The 20,626-nt window shown below is 50.8% G+C and carries 15 protein-coding genes and 9 pseudogenes; 17 read left to right on the forward strand and 7 right to left on the reverse strand.

Annotated elements, in window-relative coordinates; genetic code table 11:
* Window positions 1-324: 324 nt before the first annotated feature.
* A complete protein-coding gene (locus ACWWJF_RS08280) occupies window positions 325-1,176 on the forward strand; it encodes an SDR family oxidoreductase (protein ID WP_455870996.1) in 852 nt (283 codons plus the stop codon).
* 48 nt (window positions 1,177-1,224) lie between these two features.
* Here ACWWJF_RS08280 and ACWWJF_RS08285 read toward each other — a convergent pair.
* The 4 genes and pseudogenes from ACWWJF_RS08285 to ACWWJF_RS08300 form a co-directional block, all read right to left on the reverse strand.
* Window positions 1,225-1,525, reverse strand: a pseudogene (locus ACWWJF_RS08285) (winged helix-turn-helix transcriptional regulator); the annotation flags it as partial.
* Window positions 1,526-1,529: 4 nt separating this feature from the next.
* A pseudogene (locus ACWWJF_RS08290) lies at window positions 1,530-1,628 on the reverse strand (IS5/IS1182 family transposase); the annotation flags it as partial.
* Between the two features lie 592 nt (window positions 1,629-2,220).
* Window positions 2,221-2,973, reverse strand: a complete 753-nt coding sequence (gpmA, locus tag ACWWJF_RS08295) for a 2,3-diphosphoglycerate-dependent phosphoglycerate mutase (RefSeq protein ID WP_455869185.1) — start codon at window positions 2,971-2,973, stop codon at window positions 2,221-2,223.
* Window positions 2,974-3,180: 207 nt separating this feature from the next.
* Window positions 3,181-3,597 (reverse strand): annotated as a pseudogene (locus tag ACWWJF_RS08300) (efflux RND transporter permease subunit); the annotation flags it as partial.
* 88 nt (window positions 3,598-3,685) lie between these two features.
* Here ACWWJF_RS08300 and ACWWJF_RS08305 point away from each other — a divergent pair.
* From ACWWJF_RS08305 to ACWWJF_RS08320, 4 genes and pseudogenes are all read left to right on the forward strand, one after another.
* Window positions 3,686-4,824: pseudogene (locus ACWWJF_RS08305) on the forward strand (IS3 family transposase); the annotation flags it as partial.
* Window positions 4,825-4,915: 91 nt separating this feature from the next.
* Window positions 4,916-5,152: pseudogene (locus ACWWJF_RS08310) on the forward strand (transposase); the annotation flags it as partial.
* Window positions 5,153-5,278: 126 nt separating this feature from the next.
* Window positions 5,279-6,610 (forward strand): IS4 family transposase, encoded by a 1,332-nt coding sequence (locus ACWWJF_RS08315; RefSeq protein ID WP_455868936.1) that lies wholly within the window; start codon window positions 5,279-5,281, stop codon window positions 6,608-6,610.
* A 6-nt stretch (window positions 6,611-6,616) separates the two neighbouring features.
* Window positions 6,617-7,596 (forward strand): annotated as a pseudogene (locus ACWWJF_RS08320) (IS3 family transposase); the annotation flags it as partial.
* 37 nt (window positions 7,597-7,633) lie between these two features.
* Here ACWWJF_RS08320 and ACWWJF_RS08325 read toward each other — a convergent pair.
* A pseudogene (locus ACWWJF_RS08325) lies at window positions 7,634-8,149 on the reverse strand (heavy metal-binding domain-containing protein); the annotation flags it as partial.
* Window positions 8,146-9,363, reverse strand: coding sequence for a TolC family protein (locus ACWWJF_RS08330; RefSeq protein ID WP_455870997.1), 1,218 nt, complete (start codon window positions 9,361-9,363; stop codon window positions 8,146-8,148). The gene ACWWJF_RS08330 and the pseudogene ACWWJF_RS08325, both read right to left, overlap by 4 nt.
* Window positions 9,364-9,521: 158 nt before the next feature.
* On the opposite strand from ACWWJF_RS08330, the gene ACWWJF_RS08335 reads away from it, so the two are divergent.
* Complete coding sequence (locus tag ACWWJF_RS08335) at window positions 9,522-10,853, forward strand: IS4 family transposase (RefSeq protein ID WP_455869186.1); 1,332 nt, start codon at window positions 9,522-9,524, stop codon at window positions 10,851-10,853.
* 166 nt (window positions 10,854-11,019) lie between these two features.
* On the forward strand, window positions 11,020-12,060 hold the full coding sequence (locus ACWWJF_RS08340; RefSeq protein ID WP_455868660.1) for an IS481 family transposase: 1,041 nt from the start codon (window positions 11,020-11,022) through the stop codon (window positions 12,058-12,060).
* A gap of 50 nt (window positions 12,061-12,110) precedes the next feature.
* Here the strand turns inward: ACWWJF_RS08340 and ACWWJF_RS08345 are convergent, their stop codons facing one another.
* Complete coding sequence (locus tag ACWWJF_RS08345) at window positions 12,111-12,536, reverse strand: copper-binding protein (protein ID WP_455869187.1); 426 nt, start codon at window positions 12,534-12,536, stop codon at window positions 12,111-12,113.
* 332 nt (window positions 12,537-12,868) lie between these two features.
* Between ACWWJF_RS08345 and ACWWJF_RS08350 the strand changes: the two genes are divergently transcribed.
* The 10 genes and pseudogenes from ACWWJF_RS08350 to ACWWJF_RS08395 all read left to right on the forward strand — a co-directional run bounded on the left by ACWWJF_RS08350 (window position 12,869) and on the right by ACWWJF_RS08395 (window position 20,306).
* Window positions 12,869-14,080: a tyrosine-type recombinase/integrase gene (locus tag ACWWJF_RS08350; RefSeq protein ID WP_455869188.1), complete on the forward strand. Its 1,212-nt coding sequence runs from the start codon at window positions 12,869-12,871 to the stop codon at window positions 14,078-14,080.
* Between the two features lie 50 nt (window positions 14,081-14,130).
* Window positions 14,131-14,541 carry a helix-turn-helix transcriptional regulator gene (locus tag ACWWJF_RS08355; RefSeq protein ID WP_455869189.1) on the forward strand — a complete coding sequence of 137 codons (411 nt, stop codon included), beginning with the start codon at window positions 14,131-14,133 and terminating at the stop codon, window positions 14,539-14,541.
* Window positions 14,542-14,555: 14 nt separating this feature from the next.
* Window positions 14,556-15,581: a hypothetical protein gene (locus tag ACWWJF_RS08360; RefSeq protein WP_455869190.1), complete on the forward strand. Its 1,026-nt coding sequence runs from the start codon at window positions 14,556-14,558 to the stop codon at window positions 15,579-15,581.
* Entirely contained in the window at window positions 15,574-16,176 is a 603-nt protein-coding gene (locus ACWWJF_RS08365; protein WP_455869191.1) for an ORF6N domain-containing protein, read from the forward strand. Before ACWWJF_RS08360 ends, ACWWJF_RS08365 begins: the two co-directional genes overlap by 8 nt.
* Window positions 16,177-16,359: 183 nt before the next feature.
* Window positions 16,360-16,938: a hypothetical protein gene (locus ACWWJF_RS08370; RefSeq protein ID WP_455869192.1), complete on the forward strand. Its 579-nt coding sequence runs from the start codon at window positions 16,360-16,362 to the stop codon at window positions 16,936-16,938.
* A gap of 15 nt (window positions 16,939-16,953) precedes the next feature.
* Entirely contained in the window at window positions 16,954-17,295 is a 342-nt protein-coding gene (locus ACWWJF_RS08375) for a hypothetical protein (protein WP_455870998.1), read from the forward strand.
* Window positions 17,292-18,131: pseudogene (locus ACWWJF_RS08380) on the forward strand (primase-helicase zinc-binding domain-containing protein); the annotation flags it as partial. The gene ACWWJF_RS08375 and the pseudogene ACWWJF_RS08380, both read left to right, overlap by 4 nt.
* Before the next feature lie 162 nt (window positions 18,132-18,293).
* Window positions 18,294-19,316, forward strand: a pseudogene (locus ACWWJF_RS08385) (helicase RepA family protein); the annotation flags it as partial.
* Between the two features lie 77 nt (window positions 19,317-19,393).
* Window positions 19,394-19,609 (forward strand): hypothetical protein, encoded by a 216-nt coding sequence (locus ACWWJF_RS08390; RefSeq protein ID WP_455869193.1) that lies wholly within the window; start codon window positions 19,394-19,396, stop codon window positions 19,607-19,609.
* A complete protein-coding gene (locus ACWWJF_RS08395; protein ID WP_455869194.1) occupies window positions 19,566-20,306 on the forward strand; it encodes a hypothetical protein in 741 nt (246 codons plus the stop codon). The genes ACWWJF_RS08390 and ACWWJF_RS08395 overlap by 44 nt, the downstream gene beginning before the upstream one ends.
* Window positions 20,307-20,626 lie beyond the last annotated feature (320 nt).

Genomic DNA, 20,626 nt, shown 5'->3' on the forward strand with positions numbered 1-20,626 from the left:
ATATCAGGTATAAGTCAGCCAGGCACGCTCAGGTGAGTCATCAGGATTGTAGCACTTACGTTTATGTAAGTACTTACTAAAAGTTATTTAAGGTCTTATAGTCATATCGTTATACACATCTTTTGGCCATTTTTTGAACAGGATGCTCAGAACCCCGTGAATTAAGGCATTCAAGCCATCCCATTGGCTTTTTGAGGTTCAAAATGCCACTCTGAGATAAACCCGTAACTCATTGATTAAACAGTGCGTTAGAAAGATGTGTATAACGATATGTCTTATAGTGAGTTCCACATCAATCACGCCATCCGGCGAAGGAGTAGGATCATGACGATTGCCGTAACGGGAGCCACCGGCCAACTAGGCCAGTTAGTTATCGCCAAACTCAAACAAAAAACCGCGGGTAGTAATATCGTCGCACTGGTGCGCAGCCCGGAAAAAGCCAAAAACCTGGGTGTCACTGCCCGAGCGGCCGATTATGCACAACCGGCCACGCTCGAAGCCGCCTTATCCGGTGTAGAAACCCTGCTGTTAATTTCTGGTAATGAAATCGGCCAACGCGCGATACAACACGCCAATGTGATCGCTGCGGCGAAAAAGAGCGGTGTAAAGCGCATTGTGTATACCAGCTTGTTGCACGCTGACACTTCACCGCTCAATCTGGCACCGGAGCACGCTGAAACAGAAAAAACCCTGAAAGCCTCTGGGATTGATTACACGATCCTGCGCAATGGCTGGTACACCGAAAACTATACTGGCTCTATCGCTCCAGCACTGGCTAACGGTGCTTTCTACGGCAGCGCCGGAGAAGGGAAAATTGCCTCTGCCGCACGTGAAGATTTTGCTGAGGCCGCCGTCGTGGTGCTCACAGAACAGGGTCACAGCGGGAAAACCTATGAATTAGTCGGCGACGAGCCTTATACACTGGCTCAACTGGCTGCTGAAGTCACGAAGCAAAGCGGTAAGCAGATTCCGTACAACGATATTCCTGAAGCTGATTACGCCGCAGCACTGAAAGGCGCGGGACTGCCGGAAGGGTTCGCCGCGGCTATCGCATCATGGGATGTGGGTGCGTCAAAAGGTGGGTTATATGAAGCGTCACATCAGCTCTCCGCGCTGATTGGCCGTCCAACCACACCGTTGTCCGTTTCAGTAGCGGCAGCATTGAAAGCACTCTGATGTTACCCGTCCTGTCTTCTTGGCAGGACTGCTTGTGTAAACGACCGGCTATTCCAACGGGTTTTCCGCTGACAGCGGTGTCTGTTCCTGCAAAATGGCCGGTAAATTGACTTCTATCCAATCAGCCAGGTCGCGTACCTTCTCCGCTGCTTCGCGCCCTAGGGGCGTCAGGGTGTACTCCACGTGAGGAGGAACGGTGTTATAAACGTGTCGATGCACCATGCCATCGGCTTCCAGCCACTGCAGCGTTTGTGACAGCATCCGCTCGCTGATGCCCTTCAATGCTGCGTCGTAATGCACTAAAGCGCTGTGTACCTGGCAGTAACACAATCATCACCAACACTCCCCAAAGCAATGGCTGATTCATCTAGCCATACGGTTAGAGAACCGCGCTGCTTGAGGGCCTTGTTATAGGAGGGCCAGTTAGTGATTTTAAAATTTTGTTTTGCCATGGAGACGGCTTTGTTGAATAATAGGGAATCGTGCTGTTTTACTATGCCCATTTTGGTAGAAAATGCTTATCACCTCAGGTATTCCGTTTTCTCATGATGCTTAACTGCATGATTTTACGTTGCTGAAAACAATCGTTTTACTGGGCTGGTAGCATAAAATCTGTTTATTCAACAAAGCCCAGGGAGACCTGATGTTGAAACAACTATGGTGATCTGATCCGATGATTACCCAAACTTTCTATTTATTCAACAAAGCCACTGCATTAGTGAGGCATGATTCAAAACAGCTAAGAATCGTTAGGTTTTCTAGAAATATCTGCGGTTTATCTGGCTGTGCCCGCGGCCTAAAAGTAATAACGTCAATTTCAACCTGGAATTTACCAGGCTGAAATTGGCTAGGCGGCACAATTTGTTTGGCTTTTCCTTGGCTCGTAGCCATTGTTCAAAATGTACGAGTGACCAGCCAATATCACTGGATTGAGAATGTCATTGGTATGGGGAAGGTTAAATAAAAAGAGGTTGAATGCAATGCATTACAACCCCTTTTACCTGTCTGATTCACCCTACTTTGGCTATTTCAGTAGAGATTAAATCACTTGGCTTTGCCTTGGTTAGCAACGGCAGCGGCTTTCGCTGCGATTTCGTCAGCGTCACCCAGATAGTAGTGTTTGATCGGCTTGAAGTTTTCATCGAACTCATACACCAACGGCACACCTGTTGGGATATTCAGTTCAAGGATTTCGTCTTCGCCCATGTTGTCCAGATATTGCACCAGCGCACGCAGGGAGTTACCGTGTGCAGCGATGATAACGCGCTCACCGCTCTTGATGCGTGGTAGGATAGTTTCGTTCCAGAACGGCACAACGCGTTCGATGGTCAGCGCCAGGCTTTCAGTCTGCGGCAGCTCATCGTCAGTCAAAGATGCGTAACGCGGATCGTGGCCGGGGAAACGCTCATCTTCACGGGTCAGCGCAGGCGGAGTGATAGCAAAACCACGACGCCATTGTTTAACCTGGTCATCACCGTATTTTTCAGCGGTTTCCGCTTTGTTTAGACCCTGTAACGCGCCGTAGTGGCGTTCGTTCAGTTTCCAGCTCTTTTCCACCGGCAGCCAAGCCTGATCCAGCTCGTCCAGGATGTTCCACAGCGTGTGAATGGCGCGTTTCAGCACAGAGGTATAAGCGAAATCGAAGGAGAAACCTTCATTTTTCAGCAATGTACCAGCGGCTTTGGCTTCTGAACGGCCCTTTTCGGACAGGTCAACATCGTACCAGCCTGTGAAGCGGTTTTCATTGTTCCACTGGCTTTCACCGTGTCTCACCAGTACCAGCTTAGTTACAGCCATAGCTAAACTCCTTCATTCCTAAGATTTCAGTGATAACTGATCTCATTATATTACTGCGCTGCAATTAACGGCAATCAATAGTCACCGATAAACCTGATTTATCTGCATTAACTTTGCTCATTATCACGTTATCGCTTGCTCGTTTCAGCTCACAGCAATAGCCTGTCGGCCCAAGATGAGTATGGGCCGACATCACTGAATTGCCACTCAGGCGCTATCGCCTCTCTTACGGTGTGTCAGCAGGTAGAACGCTGGGATCACCAGCATCGAGAGCAGGGGGGCTGTTACCATGCCGCCTACCATCGGTGCGGCAATACGTTGCATCACCTCCGCCCCGGTGCCGCCGCCCCACATGATGGGCAATAGCCCGGCCATGATGGTGGCAACCGTCATCACTTTGGGGCGCACACGTAACACGGCACCTTCATGGATTGCCTCACGCAGCAAGGGTAACGTCAGCGTCTCATCGGATTGTTGACGTTTTTCAATCGCGTGATTGAGGTATAACACCATGATAACGCCTAACTCGGCCGCCACCCCGGCAAGCGCGATAAAGCCCACCGCCGCCGCAACCGACAAGTTATAGCCCAGCAGATAAAGTAACCATACGCCACCAATCAGTGATGTAGCCCCCTGTAACACCAGACAGTAGCTGTATCTCCAGATAAGAGATAGGCTTAGATATATGTCTAACAATCATGCTAATTTTGAAATGACCGGGATCCTGTTAGGGCAAGAAGTCCGTAAGCGTAAAACTCCGCAAGAGAAAATCGCCATCATTCAGCAGACAATGGAGCCGGGGATGAACGTCTCCCATGTAGCCCGCCTGCATGGCATCCAGCCCAGCCTTTTGTTTAAGTGGAAGAAGCAATACCAGGAAGGAAGCCTCACCGCCGTTGCGGCCGGAGAAAAAGTGGTTCCAGCTTCGGCGCTGGCGACTGCCCTCAAGCAGGTCCGGGAGCTACAGCGCCTTCTGGGTAAGAAGACGATGGAAGTTGAGATCCTCAAAGAAGCAGTGGAGTACCGCCAGTCGCGAAAATGGATAGCGCACGCGCCCTTGTTGCCAAAGGACGGGGAATAGCTCTGGTCAGCCGCGCCATGAGCGTGTCGCGTGCGCAGCTGTCACTGCGGGTTAACCGTTCTGCCGACTGGCTGGACAGGCGCAGCAACCGGCGTAATGACGAAGCTGATGCTGAGATATTATCGGACATCCTCCGTATCATCAGCGACATGCCCAGTTACGGTTACCGCCGAGTGTGGGGTATCCTGGGTAAGCAACGTCGTGCAGAGGGACTTCCACCGGTGAACGCCAAACGGCTTTACAGGATAATGAGCGAGCATAACCTGCTGTTGTTGAATGATAAAACTGAACGTCCGAAGCGGGAGCATAAAGGCAAAATCGCGGTAGCAGAGAGCGATATGCGCTGGTGCTCAGATGGCTTCGAGTTCGGTTGTGACAACGGCGAGAAGCTGCGGGTGACGTTCGCACTGGACTGCTGCGACCGGGAGGTCATAGACTGGGCAGCGAGCACCAGGGGTTATGACCGTTCAACCGTGCAGGATGTGATGCTGAGGTCGGTGGAAAAACGCTTCGGTAGCGCGCTGCCGGATAAACCAGTGCAATGGCTGACGGATAATGGTTCAGCGTACACAGCGCATGAAACGCGGAAGTTCGCCAGAGAACTGAATCTGGAGCCCTGCACAACAGCAGTGAGCCGTCCACAGAGTAACGGCATGGCAGAACGGTTCGTGAAGACGATGAAGGAAGATTACATCGCCTTCATGCCAAAACCCGATGTGCGAACAGCGCTGAAGAACCTTGCAGCGGCGTTCAATCATTACAATGAAAACTGATGTAGCCCCCTGTAACACCAGACAGTAGCTGTATCTCCAGATAAGAGATAGGCTTAGATATCTGTCTAACAATCATGCTAATTTTGAAATGACCGGGATCCTGTTAGGGCAAGAAGTCCGTAAGCGTAAAACTCCGCAAGAGAAAATCGCCATCATTCAGCAGACAATGGAGCCGGGGATGAACGTCTCCCATGTAGCCCGCCTGCATGGCATCCAGCCCAGCCTTTTGTTTAAGTGGAAGAAGCAATACCATGAAGGAAGCCTCACCGCCGTTGCGGCCGGAGAAGAAGTGGTTCCAGCTTCGGCGCTGGCGACTGCCCTCAAGCCACCTCGTTATACACAAGTCCGCAACGCCTTATATGCCAAGGGTTAGCGGGCTGAAATAGGCAGCCAGTGGGGTTGTAAATGAAGTGAAACCGACGTGTACTATCGCCATTTACGGCGCTGAAAAATGACACGGGATTCAGATGGCTGGGCACACCAAGAACTGGAAGGGGTAAATCTTGGTGACACGAGGCTCAATAAGCGTGCCAAAGGGCTTTTGATACGGCTGGCTGAGAATCCGCAAGCCAGCATTCCGCATGCGTGCCTCGGATGGTCTGAGACGCTGGGTGCTTACCGCTTCATGGAGAACCAAGCATTCGAATGGCGAGACATTCTGCAACCTCACTGGCAGCGTACGCAGGAAAGGATCCGAGAACACGAGGTTGTGCTGTGTATCCAAGACACTACCGAGCTTGACTTCAACGGGCAGCAAATCCAAGGCTTGGGTCCCTTGAACTACGAAGCCAGGCGTGGTCTGTATCTGCATCCGACCTACGCGGTCAGTCCGGATCGCGTGGGGTTGGGCGTACTGGATGCGTGGATGTGGGCAAGAGAGCCGAAGGATGCAGACGGAAAACGCGATGGGATCAAGGAGAGTACGCGCTGGCTCGAGGGATACGAGCGAGTTGCTGAACTCGCCTCGGAGTTGCCAAACACACGTCTGGTGTACTTAGCCGATCGCGAAGCGGATATCAAGGCGTTGATGCAGCTCGCTGATGACCTTGGCACTCCGGCTGACTGGTTGATCCGCTCGACTCATAATCGCAGTCTGGACTGTAATGAGAAGCTTTGGCAGAAGGTTGGAAAGACCGTGCCGGTGGGAGAAATCCAATTCGTTATGGCGGCTCGCGCGGGGCAGAAGGCGCGTACGGTGAAACAGGCGCTGCGCGTGAAGCGAGTGTCGCTGCGTTGCGGGTTGGCAGTGACTTGTGTGATAGCCAAGGAAATTGAGCCGCCAGCAGGCGTGAAGCCGGTCGAGTGGCGGTTGCTGAGCAATCGCGTACCTGAAGGACGAGAAGATATCGTGGAGCTGATCGACTGGTATCGGGCTAGATGGGAAATCGAGATGTTCTTCAATGTGCTGAAGAACGGCTGCTGTGTCGAAGCGTTACAGTTATCGACCGTGGATCGCATTGAGCGGGCATTGGCGCTGTTCATGATCGTGGCATGGCGCATCGCCTATTTAATGCGTATGGGACGAACCTGTCCAGAGCTAGACGCAATGTTGTTCTTTGATTCCGACGAGACTCATGGCGCTTACCTACTGATGAACAAGCGTATGCCCAAGGGCCGCCCTAAGCTAAACGAAGTATTGCGCTTAGTTGCGCAACTCGGAGGCTTTCTTGCTCGAAAAGGCGACGGAGAACCAGGCGCAAAAACTATCTGGAAAGGCTTGCAGAAAGTCATGACGGCCGCCGAAACGCTACGCGCGCTCAGGCACGAACAGAGATGTGTATAACGAGGTGCCCTCAAGCAGGTCCGGGAGCTACAGCGCCTTCTGGGTAAGAAGACGATGGAAGTTGAGATCCTCAAAGAAGCAGTGGAGTACCGCCAGTCGCGAAAATGGATAGCGCACGCGCCCTTGTTGCCAAAGGACGGGGAATAGCTCTGGTCAGCCGCGCCATGAGCGTGTCGCGTGCGCAGCTGTCACTGCGGGTTAACCGTTCTGCCGACTGGCTGGACAGGCGCAGCAACCGGCGTAATGACGAAGCTGATGCTGAGATATTATCGGACATCCTCCGTATCATCAGCGACATGCCCAGTTACGGTTACCGCCGAGTGTGGGGTATCCTGCGTAAGCAACGTCGTGCAGAGGGACTTCCACCGGTGAACGCCAAACGGCTTTACAGGATAATGAGCGAGCATAACCTGCTGTTGTTGCATGATAAAACTGAACGTCCGAAGCGGGAGCATAAAGGCAAAATCGCGGTAGCAGAGAGCGATATGCGCTGGTGCTCAGATGGCTTCGAGTTCGGTTGTGACAACGGCGAGAAGCTGCGGGTGACGTTCGCACTGGACTGCTGCGACCGGGAGGCCATAGACTGGGCAGCGAGCACCAGGGGTTATGACAGTTCAACCGTGCAGGATGTGATGCTGAGGTCGGTGGAAAAACGCTTCGGTAGCGCGCTGCCGGATAAACCAGTGCAATGGCTGACGGATAATGGTTCAGCGTACACAGCGCATGAAACGCGGAAGTTCGCCAGAGAACTGAATCTGGAGCCCTGCACAACAGCAGTGAGCAGTCCACAGAGTAACGGCATGGCAGAACGGTTCGTGAAGACGATGAAGGAAGATTACATCGCCTTCATGCCAAAACCCGATGTGCGAACAGCGCTGAAGAACCTTGCAGCGGCGTTCAATCATTACAATGAAAACCATCCGCACAGTGCGCTGGGATACAACTCCCCAAGAGAATATCGGCGCCAGCGGGCATCGTTAACTTAAGATACAAAAGCTGTCCGGAGATGGTGGGTCAAGATCATTCCTGCTGTGCGGCTGACCACTGCGGCATCCACAACTGTGCCAGAGGGTCGTTACGTTGAACGAACTGCTGTGGCGCTTTCACATACAGTTTTTCGACCAGCCCGTTTGCTCGCGCTGACAGGGTTTCAATACCACGTTCATCCGTGGCGACAGTATCAAAGGCTGTCAGTTGCAGATCTAACGTACGCTGCGCTGCCTGCGCTGTTTTTACGCCCAGATTTTGCTGTTGGTGTGCGCTGATGGTTATGCCGCCATCATCCTGGGTTTCATCCGCGTAGCGTGGCACCAGATCCATGTCCATAAAAGGCGACTTACCCGGTTTATCAAAGCGCTGCCCTGGAGTCATCGGATCATACCAATAGATCACTTTTCTTTGTGTTTCTTGTGGCGCAGTCGTTGCTGTGCTGGCAACCGGGTTTCCGCTGTGACCGGAGGAGGCACCCAGTTGGTATCCCACGGCGAGCGCAGCAGCAACGGCAATAGCGACGACGCTTAACGTAACGATCGGTTTCATTGTTTTGTGTCCTGCGGTAGTAGCTTTGTATCCTGAGGGATCAAATAACGAATAGCGGCCCAACTGGCAGCGAGCGCTTTTTGCGCGTTGATCTGTTCAATTTCGCTGTTTAGCAGAGCACGTCTTGCATCAAGGTTTTCTGCCAGTCCGCTGCTGCCGGTGCGATATTCTGCATCCAGCAATTTGAGCCGTGAGCGTTGCAGCGGGATCACTTCATTGGCCTGACGATCGTAGATGGATTTCGCTGCCTGATACTGTGCGATAAGCGCATCCAGCGCGGCCTGATGCGCTCGGGTCAGTAGGGTCAACTGATCGTTGGCTTCATAGGTTCGGGAGAGATCGGCCGCGTAATCTTTATCCTGCCGCCGTGATTTGAACAAGGGCAGATCGACCGTTAGCATTACACCGCCCATATCCTCTAATCCATCGGCTCGCTTGCCGTAGTACACTTCCACTCCGACATCGGGGATGGCGGCAACGGCGGACTGCGCTGATTTTGCCTTGGCGGCATCCGCTTCGCGCGCGGCTTGAATGATTTCGGGGTGCTGCGTGATGGCATCAATCAAGGCACTCTGGCTGGCGGGAAGACGGGTGATGACAGGGAAATCGCCGCTGACGCGCGTAATGTCTTTCCCTGTCAATTGTTTAAGCCGAGAACGCGCCACCTCCACGTCACGTTTGGCGTTATCCAATTGATTTTTCATTTCATTGACAGTGAGTTGCAGTGCCAAAACGCTGCTCGCGCTGTTGCTGCCACTCGCGACTCCGGCTTTTTGCATGCCAAGCTGCCGTTGTGTGTCGCTCAGCAGGCGTTCAATGGCTTCCTGTGCATGTTGCCCCAGAGCCAGTTCGAACCAAGCCAGTGAAACTTTTCGTTGCAACCCGGCGCGAATCAGGTCCTGATTAGCCTCCGCTTTACGCGCTTCAGCGCGAATGGCATCTGATTTGCGTTCGCGTTTAGTGCTGCTGACATAATCCTGCATGATGCCGACACGTTGCATGGTCATGTCAGAACGGGTGAAACGATGCGCATTGGCTCCACTGACCGGAAAGTTCTCAATCCCAACTTTCAGTTTGGGATCGGGTAGCTGCATGGCGGAATCTGCCATGTTATTCAAGGCATTCACTTGGTGATGATTGGCAGAAATTTCTGCCGAATACTGTTCCGCGGCCGCCAGGGTTTGATCGAGCGTTGTTGCCTGAGCCGTAAATATCGCGCAGCCAAAAAGTCATGGCAGGGCATAACCCACCTCGTTATACACAAGTCCGCAACGCCTTATATGCCAAGGGTTAGCGGGCTGAAATAGGCAGCCGGTGGGGTTGTAAATGAAGTGAAACCGACGTGTACTATCGCCATTTACGGCGCTGAAAAATGACACGGGATTCAGATGGCTGGGCACACCAAGAACTGGAAGGGGTAAATCTTGGTGACACGAGGCTCAATAAGCGCGCCAAAGGGCTTTTGATACGGCTGGCTGAGAATCCGCAAGCCAGCATTCCGCATGCGTGCCTCGGATGGTCTGAGACGCTGGGTGCTTACCGCTTCATGGAGAACCAAGCATTCGAATGGCGAGACATTCTGCAACCTCACTGGCAGCGTACGCAGGAAAGGATCCGAGAACACGAGGTTGTGCTGTGTATCCAAGACACTACCGAGCTTGACTTCAACGGGCAGCAAATCCAAGGCTTGGGTCCCTTGAACTACGAAGCCAGGCGTGGTCTGTACCTGCATCCGACCTACGCGGTCAGTCCGGATCGCGTGGGGTTGGGCGTACTGGATGCGTGGATGTGGGCAAGAGAGCCGAAGGATGCAGACGGAAAACGCGATGGGCTCAAGGAGAGTACGCGCTGGCTCGAGGGATACGAGCGAGTTGCTGAACTCGCCTCGGAGTTGCCAAACACACGTCTGGTGTACTTAGCCGATCGCGAAGCGGATATCAAGGCGTTGATGCAGCTCGCTGATGACCTTGGCACTCAGGCTGACTGGTTGATCCGCTCGACTCATAATCGCAGTCTGGACTGTAATGAGAAGCTTTGGCAGAAGGTTGGAAAGACCGTGCCGGTGGGAGAAATCCAATTCGTTATGGCGGCTCGCGCGGGGCAGAAGGCGCGTACGGTGAAACAGGCGCTGCGCGTGAAGCGAGTGTCGCTGCGTTGCGGGTTGGCAGTGACTTGTGTGATAGCCAAGGAAATTGAGCCGCCAGCAGGCGTGAAGCCGGTCGAGTGGCGGTTGCTGAGCAATCGCGTACCTGAAGGACGAGAAGATATCGTGGAGCTGATCGACTGGTATCGGGCTAGATGGGAAATCGAGATGTTCTTCAATGTGCTGAAGAACGGCTGCTGTGTCGAAGCGTTACAGTTATCGACCGTGGATCGCATTGAGCGGGCATTGGCGCTGTTCATGATCGTGGCATGGCGCATCGCCTATTTAATGCGTATGGGACGAACCTGTCCAGAGCTGGACGCAATGTTGTTCTTTGATTCCGACGAAACTCATGGAGCTTACCTACTGATGAACAAGCGTATGCCCAAGGGCCGCCCTAAGCTAAACGAAGTATTGCGCTTAGTTGCGCAACTGGGAGGCTTTCTTGCTCGAAAAGGCGACGGTGAACCAGGCGCAAAAACTATCAGGAAAGGCTTGCAGAAAGTCATGACGGCCGCCGAAACGCTACGCGCGCTCAGGCACGAACAGATATGTGTATAACGAGGTGGGCATAACCCGCCTGCTGTAGACGAAGCGTCAACATATCGACCTCGAGTCAGTTAGCTGTATTAGTCGCGACTTGATCTGACACTGGACCTTGAAAGGTTGAGAGTTACCGGTTTTGATATGGGTGTCGAATACTTATACAAAACACGAGGTAACTCTCATGCTTCATACTAACAATCCCATCATCAAACACAAAGCCGGCCTGCTCAATCTCGCCGAAGAACTCGGTAACGTATCAAAAGCCTGTAAAATCATGGGGGTGTCACGCGACACGTTTTATCGCTATCAGGAACTGGCGGCAGAAGGCGGCATTGACGCTCTGGTTAACCAAAACCGCCGGGTTCCCAACCTGAAAAACCGTGCTGATGAAGCCACTGAACGTGCGGTTGTTGATTACGCCATTGAGTTCCCGGCTCATGGCCAGCACCGGACCAGTAATGAGCTGCGTAAAAAAGGCGTCTTCATTTCTGGCAGCGGTGTGCGCTCCATCTGGCAACGACACGATCTGGAAAACTTTCGTAAGCGCCTGAAGGCACTTGAGGAAAAAGTTGCCAGAGAAGGCATCGTACTTACTGATGCTCAAATCGCTGCACTGGAGAAGAAGGCGCACGACGACGAAGCCTGTGGTGAAATAGAGACTGCTCACCCGGGTTATCTGGGGTCGCAGGACACCTTCTACGTGGGTAATCTGAAAGGTGTTGGCCGTATCTACCAGCAGACGTTCGTGGATACGTACTCGAAAGTGGCGCACTGCAAGCTTTACACGAGTAAAGCACCGATCTCTGCCGCCGACCTGCTCAATGATCGCGTGCTGCCGTTCTACGAAGCTCAGGGGCTGCCAATGCTAAGAATACTGACGGACAGGGGGACGGAATACTGCGGTAAAGTGGAACAACATGACTATCAGCTGTACTTGGCTATCAACGATATAGACCATACGAAAACGAAAGCGATGTCTCCGCAGACAAACGGTATCTGCGAGCGCTTCCATAAAACTATTTTGCAGGATTTTTATCAGGTTGCGTTCCGTAAGACGTTATACGAGGACCTAGAAAGTCTACAAAAGGATCTGGACAACTGGTTGTGGCATTACAATAATGAGCGAACTCATCAGGGTAAAATGTGCTGCGGGCGTACGCCAATGGCCACGTTACTTGATGGTAAACGAGTCTGGGCAGAAAAAAATCTGAACCAGATTTAATCTGACAGACACCTGTATAAATAACCGGTAACTGTCAGATCAGGTCTGAGCTAATACAAGTTAGCGGATGCTGAAATCAGATCGTAGCCGGAGGCGCTTTGGATAAAGGTGAAGTTCACCGTTTGTCCGACGCTTAGCGGGCTGCCCTTGTAGGCACTGAGGCCAAAACGCATGGTCATGGCGGGCCAACTAAGTGCGGGAATCGGTTGGTGGGCGAAGGTGACGCTGGTGTCCGACCAGGCTTTTACCACTCCTGTGCCTTGATACACCGTCGCGGCGCTGGTGGGTTGAGTGCCATGGTTCATGTTGCTGTGATCCATGGACATCATGGCATTGTGATCGTGCGCGGCGACAGGTGATGTTTCGGAAAAAGCAGGGTCTGTAGTAGCAACGGAAGCAAATAGGGCAATGGCGGTCAGTAACGTACGCATAATAAATATCTCCAGAATAAAACATAACAAATGATAGAAAATCAAAGTGTTGTTTTAACCCGTCATACTTCAAATTGCAGATGCGTTGGCTACGTTCACTCACCCGAATCACTTACTGGAGTAAGCTTATCGGCATTCATTCGCTTGCCGAATTCCTGCAACTCGAATTATTTAGGGTATATCTGGATTTATTCTCTGAAACTGCTCCATAGAATTTCATTTATCGTTCACAACCCTTCAATCTCCTTCAGCTTTCTCACATAAATATCATGATTAATAAGATTTTTTAAGATTTAACCTTTCATTCTTATTTCCTTTTATTCACCTTCTTACAGTAAAATGTGTATAAACTTTCGCGTAAAACATTGAGGTGTGTAGTGGGCGGAGATCTGAACAAACTGTCTGACAAGCGGCTTAAAAATCTGATGGGGACGACTCGTGATAAGCCTGAGTTCTTTGCTGATGGAGCAGGCCTTAGCGTGAGAGTGTCACCAGTCGGCGGCATTAGCTGGACATTCACCTATCGCAACAATGGGGTACTTCAGCGCGTGACGTTGGGACGCTATCCCGATATGAGTCTGAAGAAGGCGAGGGAGAAGCGCGACGAGTGCCGGACATGGCTATCTGATGGCAAAGACCCCAAGCGCCAGCTTAAGCTCAAGAAACAGGAATCGCTAAAACCTGTAACAGTTAAGGATGCAATTGAGTATTGGGAAAAGCATTATGCTATGGGTAGAGTGAGTAGCATTGATGGCAAGATGCAACAATTAAAAAAGCATATTTATCCCTATATCGGTAACATGGCGTTATCCGACTGTGAAACTCGTTATTGGTTAGAGTGTTTTGACCGTATAAATCATATGCCTGTAACTGCCGGAGCAGTATTTCAGTTAAGCAAACAAGTGTTAAAATTTTGCCGTGTTCGTCGATATGCCATAAGTAATGCGCTAGATGACTTAACCATAGGGGATGTTGGAAAAACATCAGGAAAAAGAGACAGGGTGTTAACTGATACAGAAATCGGGCAATTATGGAAGTTCATAAACAATGATAACGACCTTCTCCCTTACTATTCTGAATGGATAAAGATATTAATTGTTTTTGGCTGTCGAAGCGGAGAGGCTAGATTATCCCGTTGGGATGAATGGGATTTAGATAACGGGTTATGGACTGTTCCTAAAGAGCATAGCAAAACTGAGACGCCTATAATTAGACCTATACCCGAAAAGATACGACCATGTATTGAGATATTGCGCGCCCATAATTTACGAACCGGGTATTTACTTGGCGAACTTAAGAAGAATTCTACAGTAGCCGAAATGGGTTCAAGAATATCCAAGAAACTTAAACATGATGAACACTGGACAGCGCACGACCTGCGCCGGACGCTGGCAACCAAACTCAATGATATGGGTGTGGCTCCGCATGTGGTAGAGCAGCTTCTAGGCCATGCTATGCCGGGAGTCATGGGTATTTATAACCGGAGTCAGTACCTGCCGGAGAAACTGGGCGCGCTAAATCGGTGGATGGACAGACTTGATGAACTGGCAGAAAAGAGTGTGCTACCGGATGGATTAATTAAACGGTAGCCAAACGTAATTTTATTTATTGAAAATATTTCCATGTCAAAAATAAATGGATGGAAATAGAGAGAAATAAATCTGAATGTCCTATTCCAGTGTGGAGAAGAATAACCGCTTCTCCGCCCTGTTTACTTTCTTATCTAACTCTGAAAACATACTTAAAAATACTGAAGCATGGAGATGATAGCGTGGCTCATAAATACGTTTACCCCACGGATGAAGAACGCCGAAAGTTGCTTAATTCCGTCAACGAACCCTACGAACGTTTTATTCGTGAAGATGAAAGGCATAAGCTTACCGCGATAGGAAAAATCAGTGCTTGGAAATGGGAACAGGAAGGACGATTTCCCAAACGTATTAAACTTGGCGCAACCTCGAATGCGTGGCGCTTGAGCGAAGTGTTGCACTGGATGCAAGATCCGCCTGTCAGGGATTTAAGCAAAAACAAGCAATCTACCGCTAATTAAAATAAGGTCTAACCATGTTAACGATAATTTCCGGTAATAACCGGAACGGGTATCCCTGCGCCTTAAATAAAGTGGGCGATATATTCCAGTGCGGCATTCCTCCGATTGAAACGGAGGGATTAGCAGACTTGGGATATGCCAGCCAGAAAGAAGCCTTCTCCTTGGCTGGCTCATTGAGCTTAATATTTAGTTTAGCCAAAGTGAGGAAGTGTAATTTTATCAAGTGGTTAAATGATGATTACGTCTTCCATTTGAGCTCGCCAAAATCGGCGAGTGCAAAATCTCGCCACCACCAGATCCCCATGCCGGAGGTCACAGTGACCTCTAGCAATACAATCAATGGCTTAGCATACACTCATATGGTGGGGGTATGTGCAGATAACCTACTGAATAACAAAGCATATTCAGGATTTGTGCAGACGACAGGCAAAGAAAAAGGGCCCCGTCAGGCCCTTCGAGTCATGCAGTTGATTACTTGTGAGGAATCGAAGGAATTATACCAAAATTCGCACTTGCAAGCTACTGGCAATCTGTCCTATAGTCGTAGCGTTGCCCCTAAATGGGCAGCCGGGTTTGACATCCTGAATACAGAAGCGGACATAAGCCGCTTCAAACAGCGGTTTTTTTGCGTCCGAAGCCTGCGTTGCGCCCCTATAATGGTGGGACGTAACGGGGGAGCCTTCGGGCTCGCTGGTTTCTTCTGTGCCGGTATGTCAACCCCGATACGTCTCGCCACCTCGTTTGACATCGAGGCGGTGAGGTTGCAAAACCTTACAGAAGAGGCCACCGCTATGGTTGCTACCACCCAAACTCGCCCCGAGTTTATTGATATCTACTGGATTATCCCCGAATACTCAACTGTGCCCTACGGCAAAGTGTCGTTTACCCGTCAAGATCGCCGCACCTTCATCGCCCTGTTCAAAGACAGCCGCCTGATATGGGCTGGTCGTCAACCTGTGCAAGGAAGGGTCAAAATCACCCCACCTTCAACCTCAACCATAACGGAAATCGTTACAGTTCAGGAGGTGGCACATGTCTAACTTCGTTGCCATCCAGAACACCGCTATGCCGGTAGTCGAGTACCAAGGTAAGCGCGTCGTCACCTTCGCCATGATTGATAAGGCTCATGGGCGCAAGAAGGGAGCCGCGAAACGGACATTCAACCGCAATAAATCCCGCTTTGTTGAGGGAAAAGACTTCTTCGAGCTCACTTGGGGTCTTAAAGACCCCGAGTCGCTGAAAGGTGTATTTCCGCCTCGCACACCGAAGGGGATCCTCATTACAGAACCCGGTTATTTATTACTGGTGAAACCTTTCGGTGATGACCTCTCTTGGGATGTACAGCGCCAGATGGTAGATGCCTACTTCCGCCGCAACACCTTAGGCGAACTCCGCCACGTAGAGATCCCCAGCCTCGAAGAGTTGCGCGAGATGCCACCGGAGAAAGCCCAGCACATCGTTGCCAAGGCCGAGAAAGAATCTTCCTTCGGTCACGGTAAGCCCGGAAGTGCTGCCATGACATTACGCCGCAAGGAATTAAAGCAGATACGTCCGGCAATCAGGACATTAATTGACCTGCATCAGATATCTATCTGTGATTTGGGCGACTTTGCCAAGGAGGTGGCACATGCGTAACGCTCCTATCCCTCTCGATACCGCCGCATACCGGGCAAGTGCGGCATGTTCACTGTATGAAGTCATTCTTGATAAGGCTAATGATGAGAAAGTATCTCCGGTTCTTATCGACTTACTCAGTATAGCTTGTGACCTCAACTGTGAAGTTAGCCGCACGTTGGCTGCTGTGATGGAGGATGCCGCATGAGCCGCTATCACGTCGAGAATACCCCGGACGGTATCAACATCTCGCAACACACCGCTGAGCGCCTGTACGAGCATGTAGACCTCATCCCCTACGCCGATGCCATGACGCGCCTTGACGCTGGTGAGTGGGATGACGACCTAGATTTTGCACTGACCATCGCCGTGAAGTGGGGAGAGTCGGGTTACGACTATACAAGTGAGGATGCGCTACTGATGTGGCGCTGGCTGATTGCCTACGCCTTCAACCGTGAGCAACGCGAAGCCAATGGCACCGTTACCGTTGAATGGCGTCCGGGCGAGTTCAAGGAATGTGCGGTTTATCAGGGCGAGTATGGCGCGATTAACCTGTATCTGGCGGCTGAGCGTTTCGCGATGGCTAACAACATCGAAGGGGCGCTGATTGAAAAATACGGCTCTGAACAGGGAATGATGAACGCCATCCGGTTCTATGCCTCCATGCGTGGTGAAAACGGTGGCCTCTCCGATATGGGGCGTGAGGTGCTATCCGAGTTGCATGATGGCTTCATTCAGCAAATCAACAAATCCGGGATGCCGGAAGCGCCAACCGCACACTGAGGGGGAAATATGGCACTGGTAACAAAAAACTTCCGCCTTAATGCGCTGGCTAACCAGTATGCGGCGGCGGTGTATGCCGCGATAAAAAAAGAGAACGGTGGCGACTGGTTTACCGTGAGCGCCGGCGGGCAGGACATCCTCGTTGACATTATCGGCGGTGTGTCCGGGGTGCGTGACCTGATAGACGCTTACGGATTGAGCGCCTTGAAACTTAATTATCACCGCTGGGAGCCTCTCGCTATTGACCTGCTTAAGCGCTGCATCAAGGGCAAGCGGCTGACCGCTTACGGGCGCGAACTCTGGGAGAGCATGAAAAAAGACATGGGCGCAAGCATCGCAGGGAGGGCGTTGGTATGACCACTTTTGTCGATGATATCCGCCTCAAGGCCAACGGGCATTGGGAAGCCATCTTGCAGCGCCTCGACATTTCCACCCATTCCAAGGAGGGCGAATGCCCTCACTGTGGTGGCAATACCCGTTATCGCTTTGACGACAAGGAAGGGAGAGGCACTTACTTTTGCTCACACTGTGGGGCGGGTACAGGGCTGGATTTAGTGATGAAGGTCAAGAAATGCACTGCACCCGAGGCTGCCACAATGGTGGCTGAGGTGATGGCAATACCACTGCCGGAGAAGAAGCCAGCCAAAGAGAAGCCTCTGCGCCCGATAGCTGAACGGGTGGCGGCTTTGATGAAAGCTACCCATATGGGCGAGTCCGTCTATCTCAACAATAAGGGGCTGCAAGGCCCCCATCCGCTACTCAAGGATGGTTCGCTGCTGCTGGTACTGCGCACGATGGCGGGTACGGTAACCGGCGCTCAGACCATACGGCCCACTGGAGAGAAACGCCTGCTCGCGGGCACAAAAAAGAAAGGGGCCTTTATTCCCGTCGGTGATATCCCCGACAACCCCGATTCCGTGGTGATTGCCGAGGGCTATGCCACTGCGTTGAGTCTCGATGTGGTGGGCGCTGAGGTCATACTGGCAGCCATTGATGCGGGGAATTTGCTATCCGTCGCTCAGGCGGTGCGAGAGCGCTTGCCCCAAACGCCGATCATTATCGCTGGAGATAACGATGTGACCCCGGAGGGTGAGAACGTGGGCAAGCTCGCCGCCGAGGAAGCCGCACGTGCCGCTTCTTGCCTGTTTGCCGTGCCGCCAACTGACCATAAGGCCGACTGGAACGATTACCGCCAGCAGAACGGCGTAGAGGCGCTACAGCGGGCTTTTGTGGCAAGTACCGTAGTTCCGGTAATCAAAATAATGAATCACGTTGAGGATAAAAAAATGAAAAATGAATATGGCAATGTGCAGACTCTCGGACAGGTACACGATAACGTTAAGGTTATTCATCCTGAACGTAAAACGAGGTTGCCAATGAGCGTAGGATCTGCCGGATTTGATACCCAGCTTGATTATGTGGTTAAGGGACTTATTCCCGCCCATTCATTATGCAGTATTTACGGGCCTAGCGGCTCTTATAAGAGCTTTCTTGCTGGTTCATGGGCCTGTCATGTCGCAACGGGTAAAGATTGGGGAGAACACCGTGTCGCGCATGGGGCTGTAATGTATGTAGTTGGTGAAGGTGGTATTGGTGTACCTCGTCGCATTAAAGCATGGGAAATCGTACATGGTCAGGAGGCTAATAATCTTTACCTCGTAAATACGCCGATATTCCCCGCCGCACCGATGGAAATCAAGGAAATGGCGATTGCAGCCAAACAGGTAGAGGCTGAAACCGGCAAACCTGTTCGCTTGATTATTCTCGACACCCTAGCACGTTGCTTTGGTGGCTCTGATGAGAACGATGCTAAAGATATGGGCGCTTTTGTTCGCGGTTGCGATGAGCTTAAAAAACAAACGGGTGCAACAATTCTGGTTATTCACCATTCCGGCAAGGATGAGTCGAAAGGTGCGCGGGGTTCAAGTGCTTTCCGCGCTGCGCTGGATGCTGAATTTAAAATCAGCCGTGAGGGGAAAGGAGACGCCTTAATCATTGACTGCACCAAGATGAAGGACGCAGAGGAGCCAGAGGCCAAGGCTTATGACCTGCGCGTAGTCGAGCTATTCACCGATAGCGACGGCGAGCTTGTGACCTCTCTAACCGTGATTGATAAGCCGCGTGAGCCGAAGGAGGAAGATCCATTATCAGGTACGGTTAGCAACAAGACAGATAACCATACGGCACTATGGCAATGCATACGCTCAAGAACGTCACTTAAAGATCCATGCACGGCAGCCTTAGTGCGCGACGACATGAAAGCAATGGGAATAGATATTAAGCATTTCCGTCGCTGGCTTACAAAACTCGAAAATGAGGGATTGGTACGTGTGGAAGGTGACGATTTACACCCTGTCATTAAAAAAGACCAGAGCTAAAAAAGTGGGTAAAAAAGTGGGTAGCTGTGGGTAGATTTAACATTTAATTAACAAATTTACCCACTTTTCTCGCCTATATGTGGAAAAAGTGGGTAATTTATAAGGTATTGATTTTAATTGTTTTTTATGGGCCAAAAAGTCAGTGGGTAAAAAAGTGGGTAATCGAAAAAGTGGGTAAAAAAGTGGGTAGTAGGTGGGTAGAGCAGCTCTATCGCTATAAGCAGTTTACAGATAAAAGGAGAGTAGAAAATGTTAATGCGTTACCCGGAACAGGCCCAATCAATGAGCCATAGAGAAAGAGAGGCTCTCAAGAGTTTTGTCCTACATTGCGAATGCAGAGGGGATATTGATAGCCTTTCCCGTACACTGGTGATGATTGCTCATTGGTTCCGGCAGGGGCATAAGATTGGATTCAATGAATATGCGTCACAATGGACAGAAGCACAAAAAAACAGGACAGATGGCAATGCTTCAACCGAGGCTATGAGGAAGCAATGGCCATTCAGCGGTAAACGTTGCATCGGGGAAGGAATGTCAGGCTATTATCCTCAAGGTATTGAGCGTGATACAAAGGATATTGAAATTGAAGTTAGACATGCGATAACTCAAATTAGGGCTAATTATTATCATGCTGGATACGATGGGTTATTGGCGCATGAATGCTGGCATGAACATGAGAACCCTTGCACACCATTCTTTATTAAGCAAGTTAGTTGCTGTATCGAATGGTTAAAAGATACGGGTTTATACCACGCCAAAGTGACGAGAATAGCCTGTAAAGAACATTCGTCGTACTGGTTTAAGCATGTAGTCGAGCAATACTATGAAGAAAAAAATGAAATATCTTGCTACATAACCAATATGGCCTTCATTGTTGCCATGATGATAGCTGGGTATGACTTCAAACCTGCCAATAAACGTAATGCTGTATTTAATATTGACTGGAAAGCCGTTTACGGTGTGGTAGATAAATCGAAAGTAAAAACTTAATGATGTTTGCACTTCAGCTAAGCCAATACGCCAGCCAAAGGAAAAGCCTCTTCTCTGGCTGGCCTACCCAGCTTACAGACGACGCCGGGATACATGATTGAGCACCTCACTAACAGGAGATACGGACAACGCTCATCAAGCGGCTACAGGCTGCTGAGGGTTTTGTTGAAGGCTGTCTTGCGATGGCTAATATCACCCTTGAAATGGATAAATCCGTACAAAAGGAAAATATTTACGAGCGCTGACGATAAAAATAATTGCCTCTAGATAAATAAATACTTTTCATATTCGTTCGTGGCCGTTTATTTTCGTTCACTTTA

The organism is Symbiopectobacterium sp. Eva_TO, from assembly GCF_053848865.1.

Excerpts from the sequence above, each read along its gene's own strand:
- ACWWJF_RS08280 (WP_455870996.1), top strand. The coding sequence starts at position 325 with ATGACGATTGCCGTAACGGGAGCCACCGGCCAACTAGGCCAGTTAGTT.
- gpmA (WP_455869185.1), bottom strand. The coding sequence starts at position 2,973 with ATGGCTGTAACTAAGCTGGTACTGGTGAGACACGGTGAAAGCCAGTGG.
- ACWWJF_RS08315 (WP_455868936.1), top strand. The coding sequence starts at position 5,279 with ATGACACGGGATTCAGATGGCTGGGCACACCAAGAACTGGAAGGGGTA.
- ACWWJF_RS08335 (WP_455869186.1), top strand. The coding sequence starts at position 9,522 with ATGACACGGGATTCAGATGGCTGGGCACACCAAGAACTGGAAGGGGTA.
- ACWWJF_RS08340 (WP_455868660.1), top strand. The coding sequence starts at position 11,020 with ATGCTTCATACTAACAATCCCATCATCAAACACAAAGCCGGCCTGCTC.
- ACWWJF_RS08355 (WP_455869189.1), top strand. The coding sequence starts at position 14,131 with ATGGAAATAGAGAGAAATAAATCTGAATGTCCTATTCCAGTGTGGAGA.
- ACWWJF_RS08360 (WP_455869190.1), top strand. The coding sequence starts at position 14,556 with ATGTTAACGATAATTTCCGGTAATAACCGGAACGGGTATCCCTGCGCC.
- ACWWJF_RS08365 (WP_455869191.1), top strand. The coding sequence starts at position 15,574 with ATGTCTAACTTCGTTGCCATCCAGAACACCGCTATGCCGGTAGTCGAG.
- ACWWJF_RS08370 (WP_455869192.1), top strand. The coding sequence starts at position 16,360 with ATGAGCCGCTATCACGTCGAGAATACCCCGGACGGTATCAACATCTCG.
- ACWWJF_RS08390 (WP_455869193.1), top strand. The coding sequence starts at position 19,394 with ATGTGGAAAAAGTGGGTAATTTATAAGGTATTGATTTTAATTGTTTTT.
- ACWWJF_RS08395 (WP_455869194.1), top strand. The coding sequence starts at position 19,566 with ATGTTAATGCGTTACCCGGAACAGGCCCAATCAATGAGCCATAGAGAA.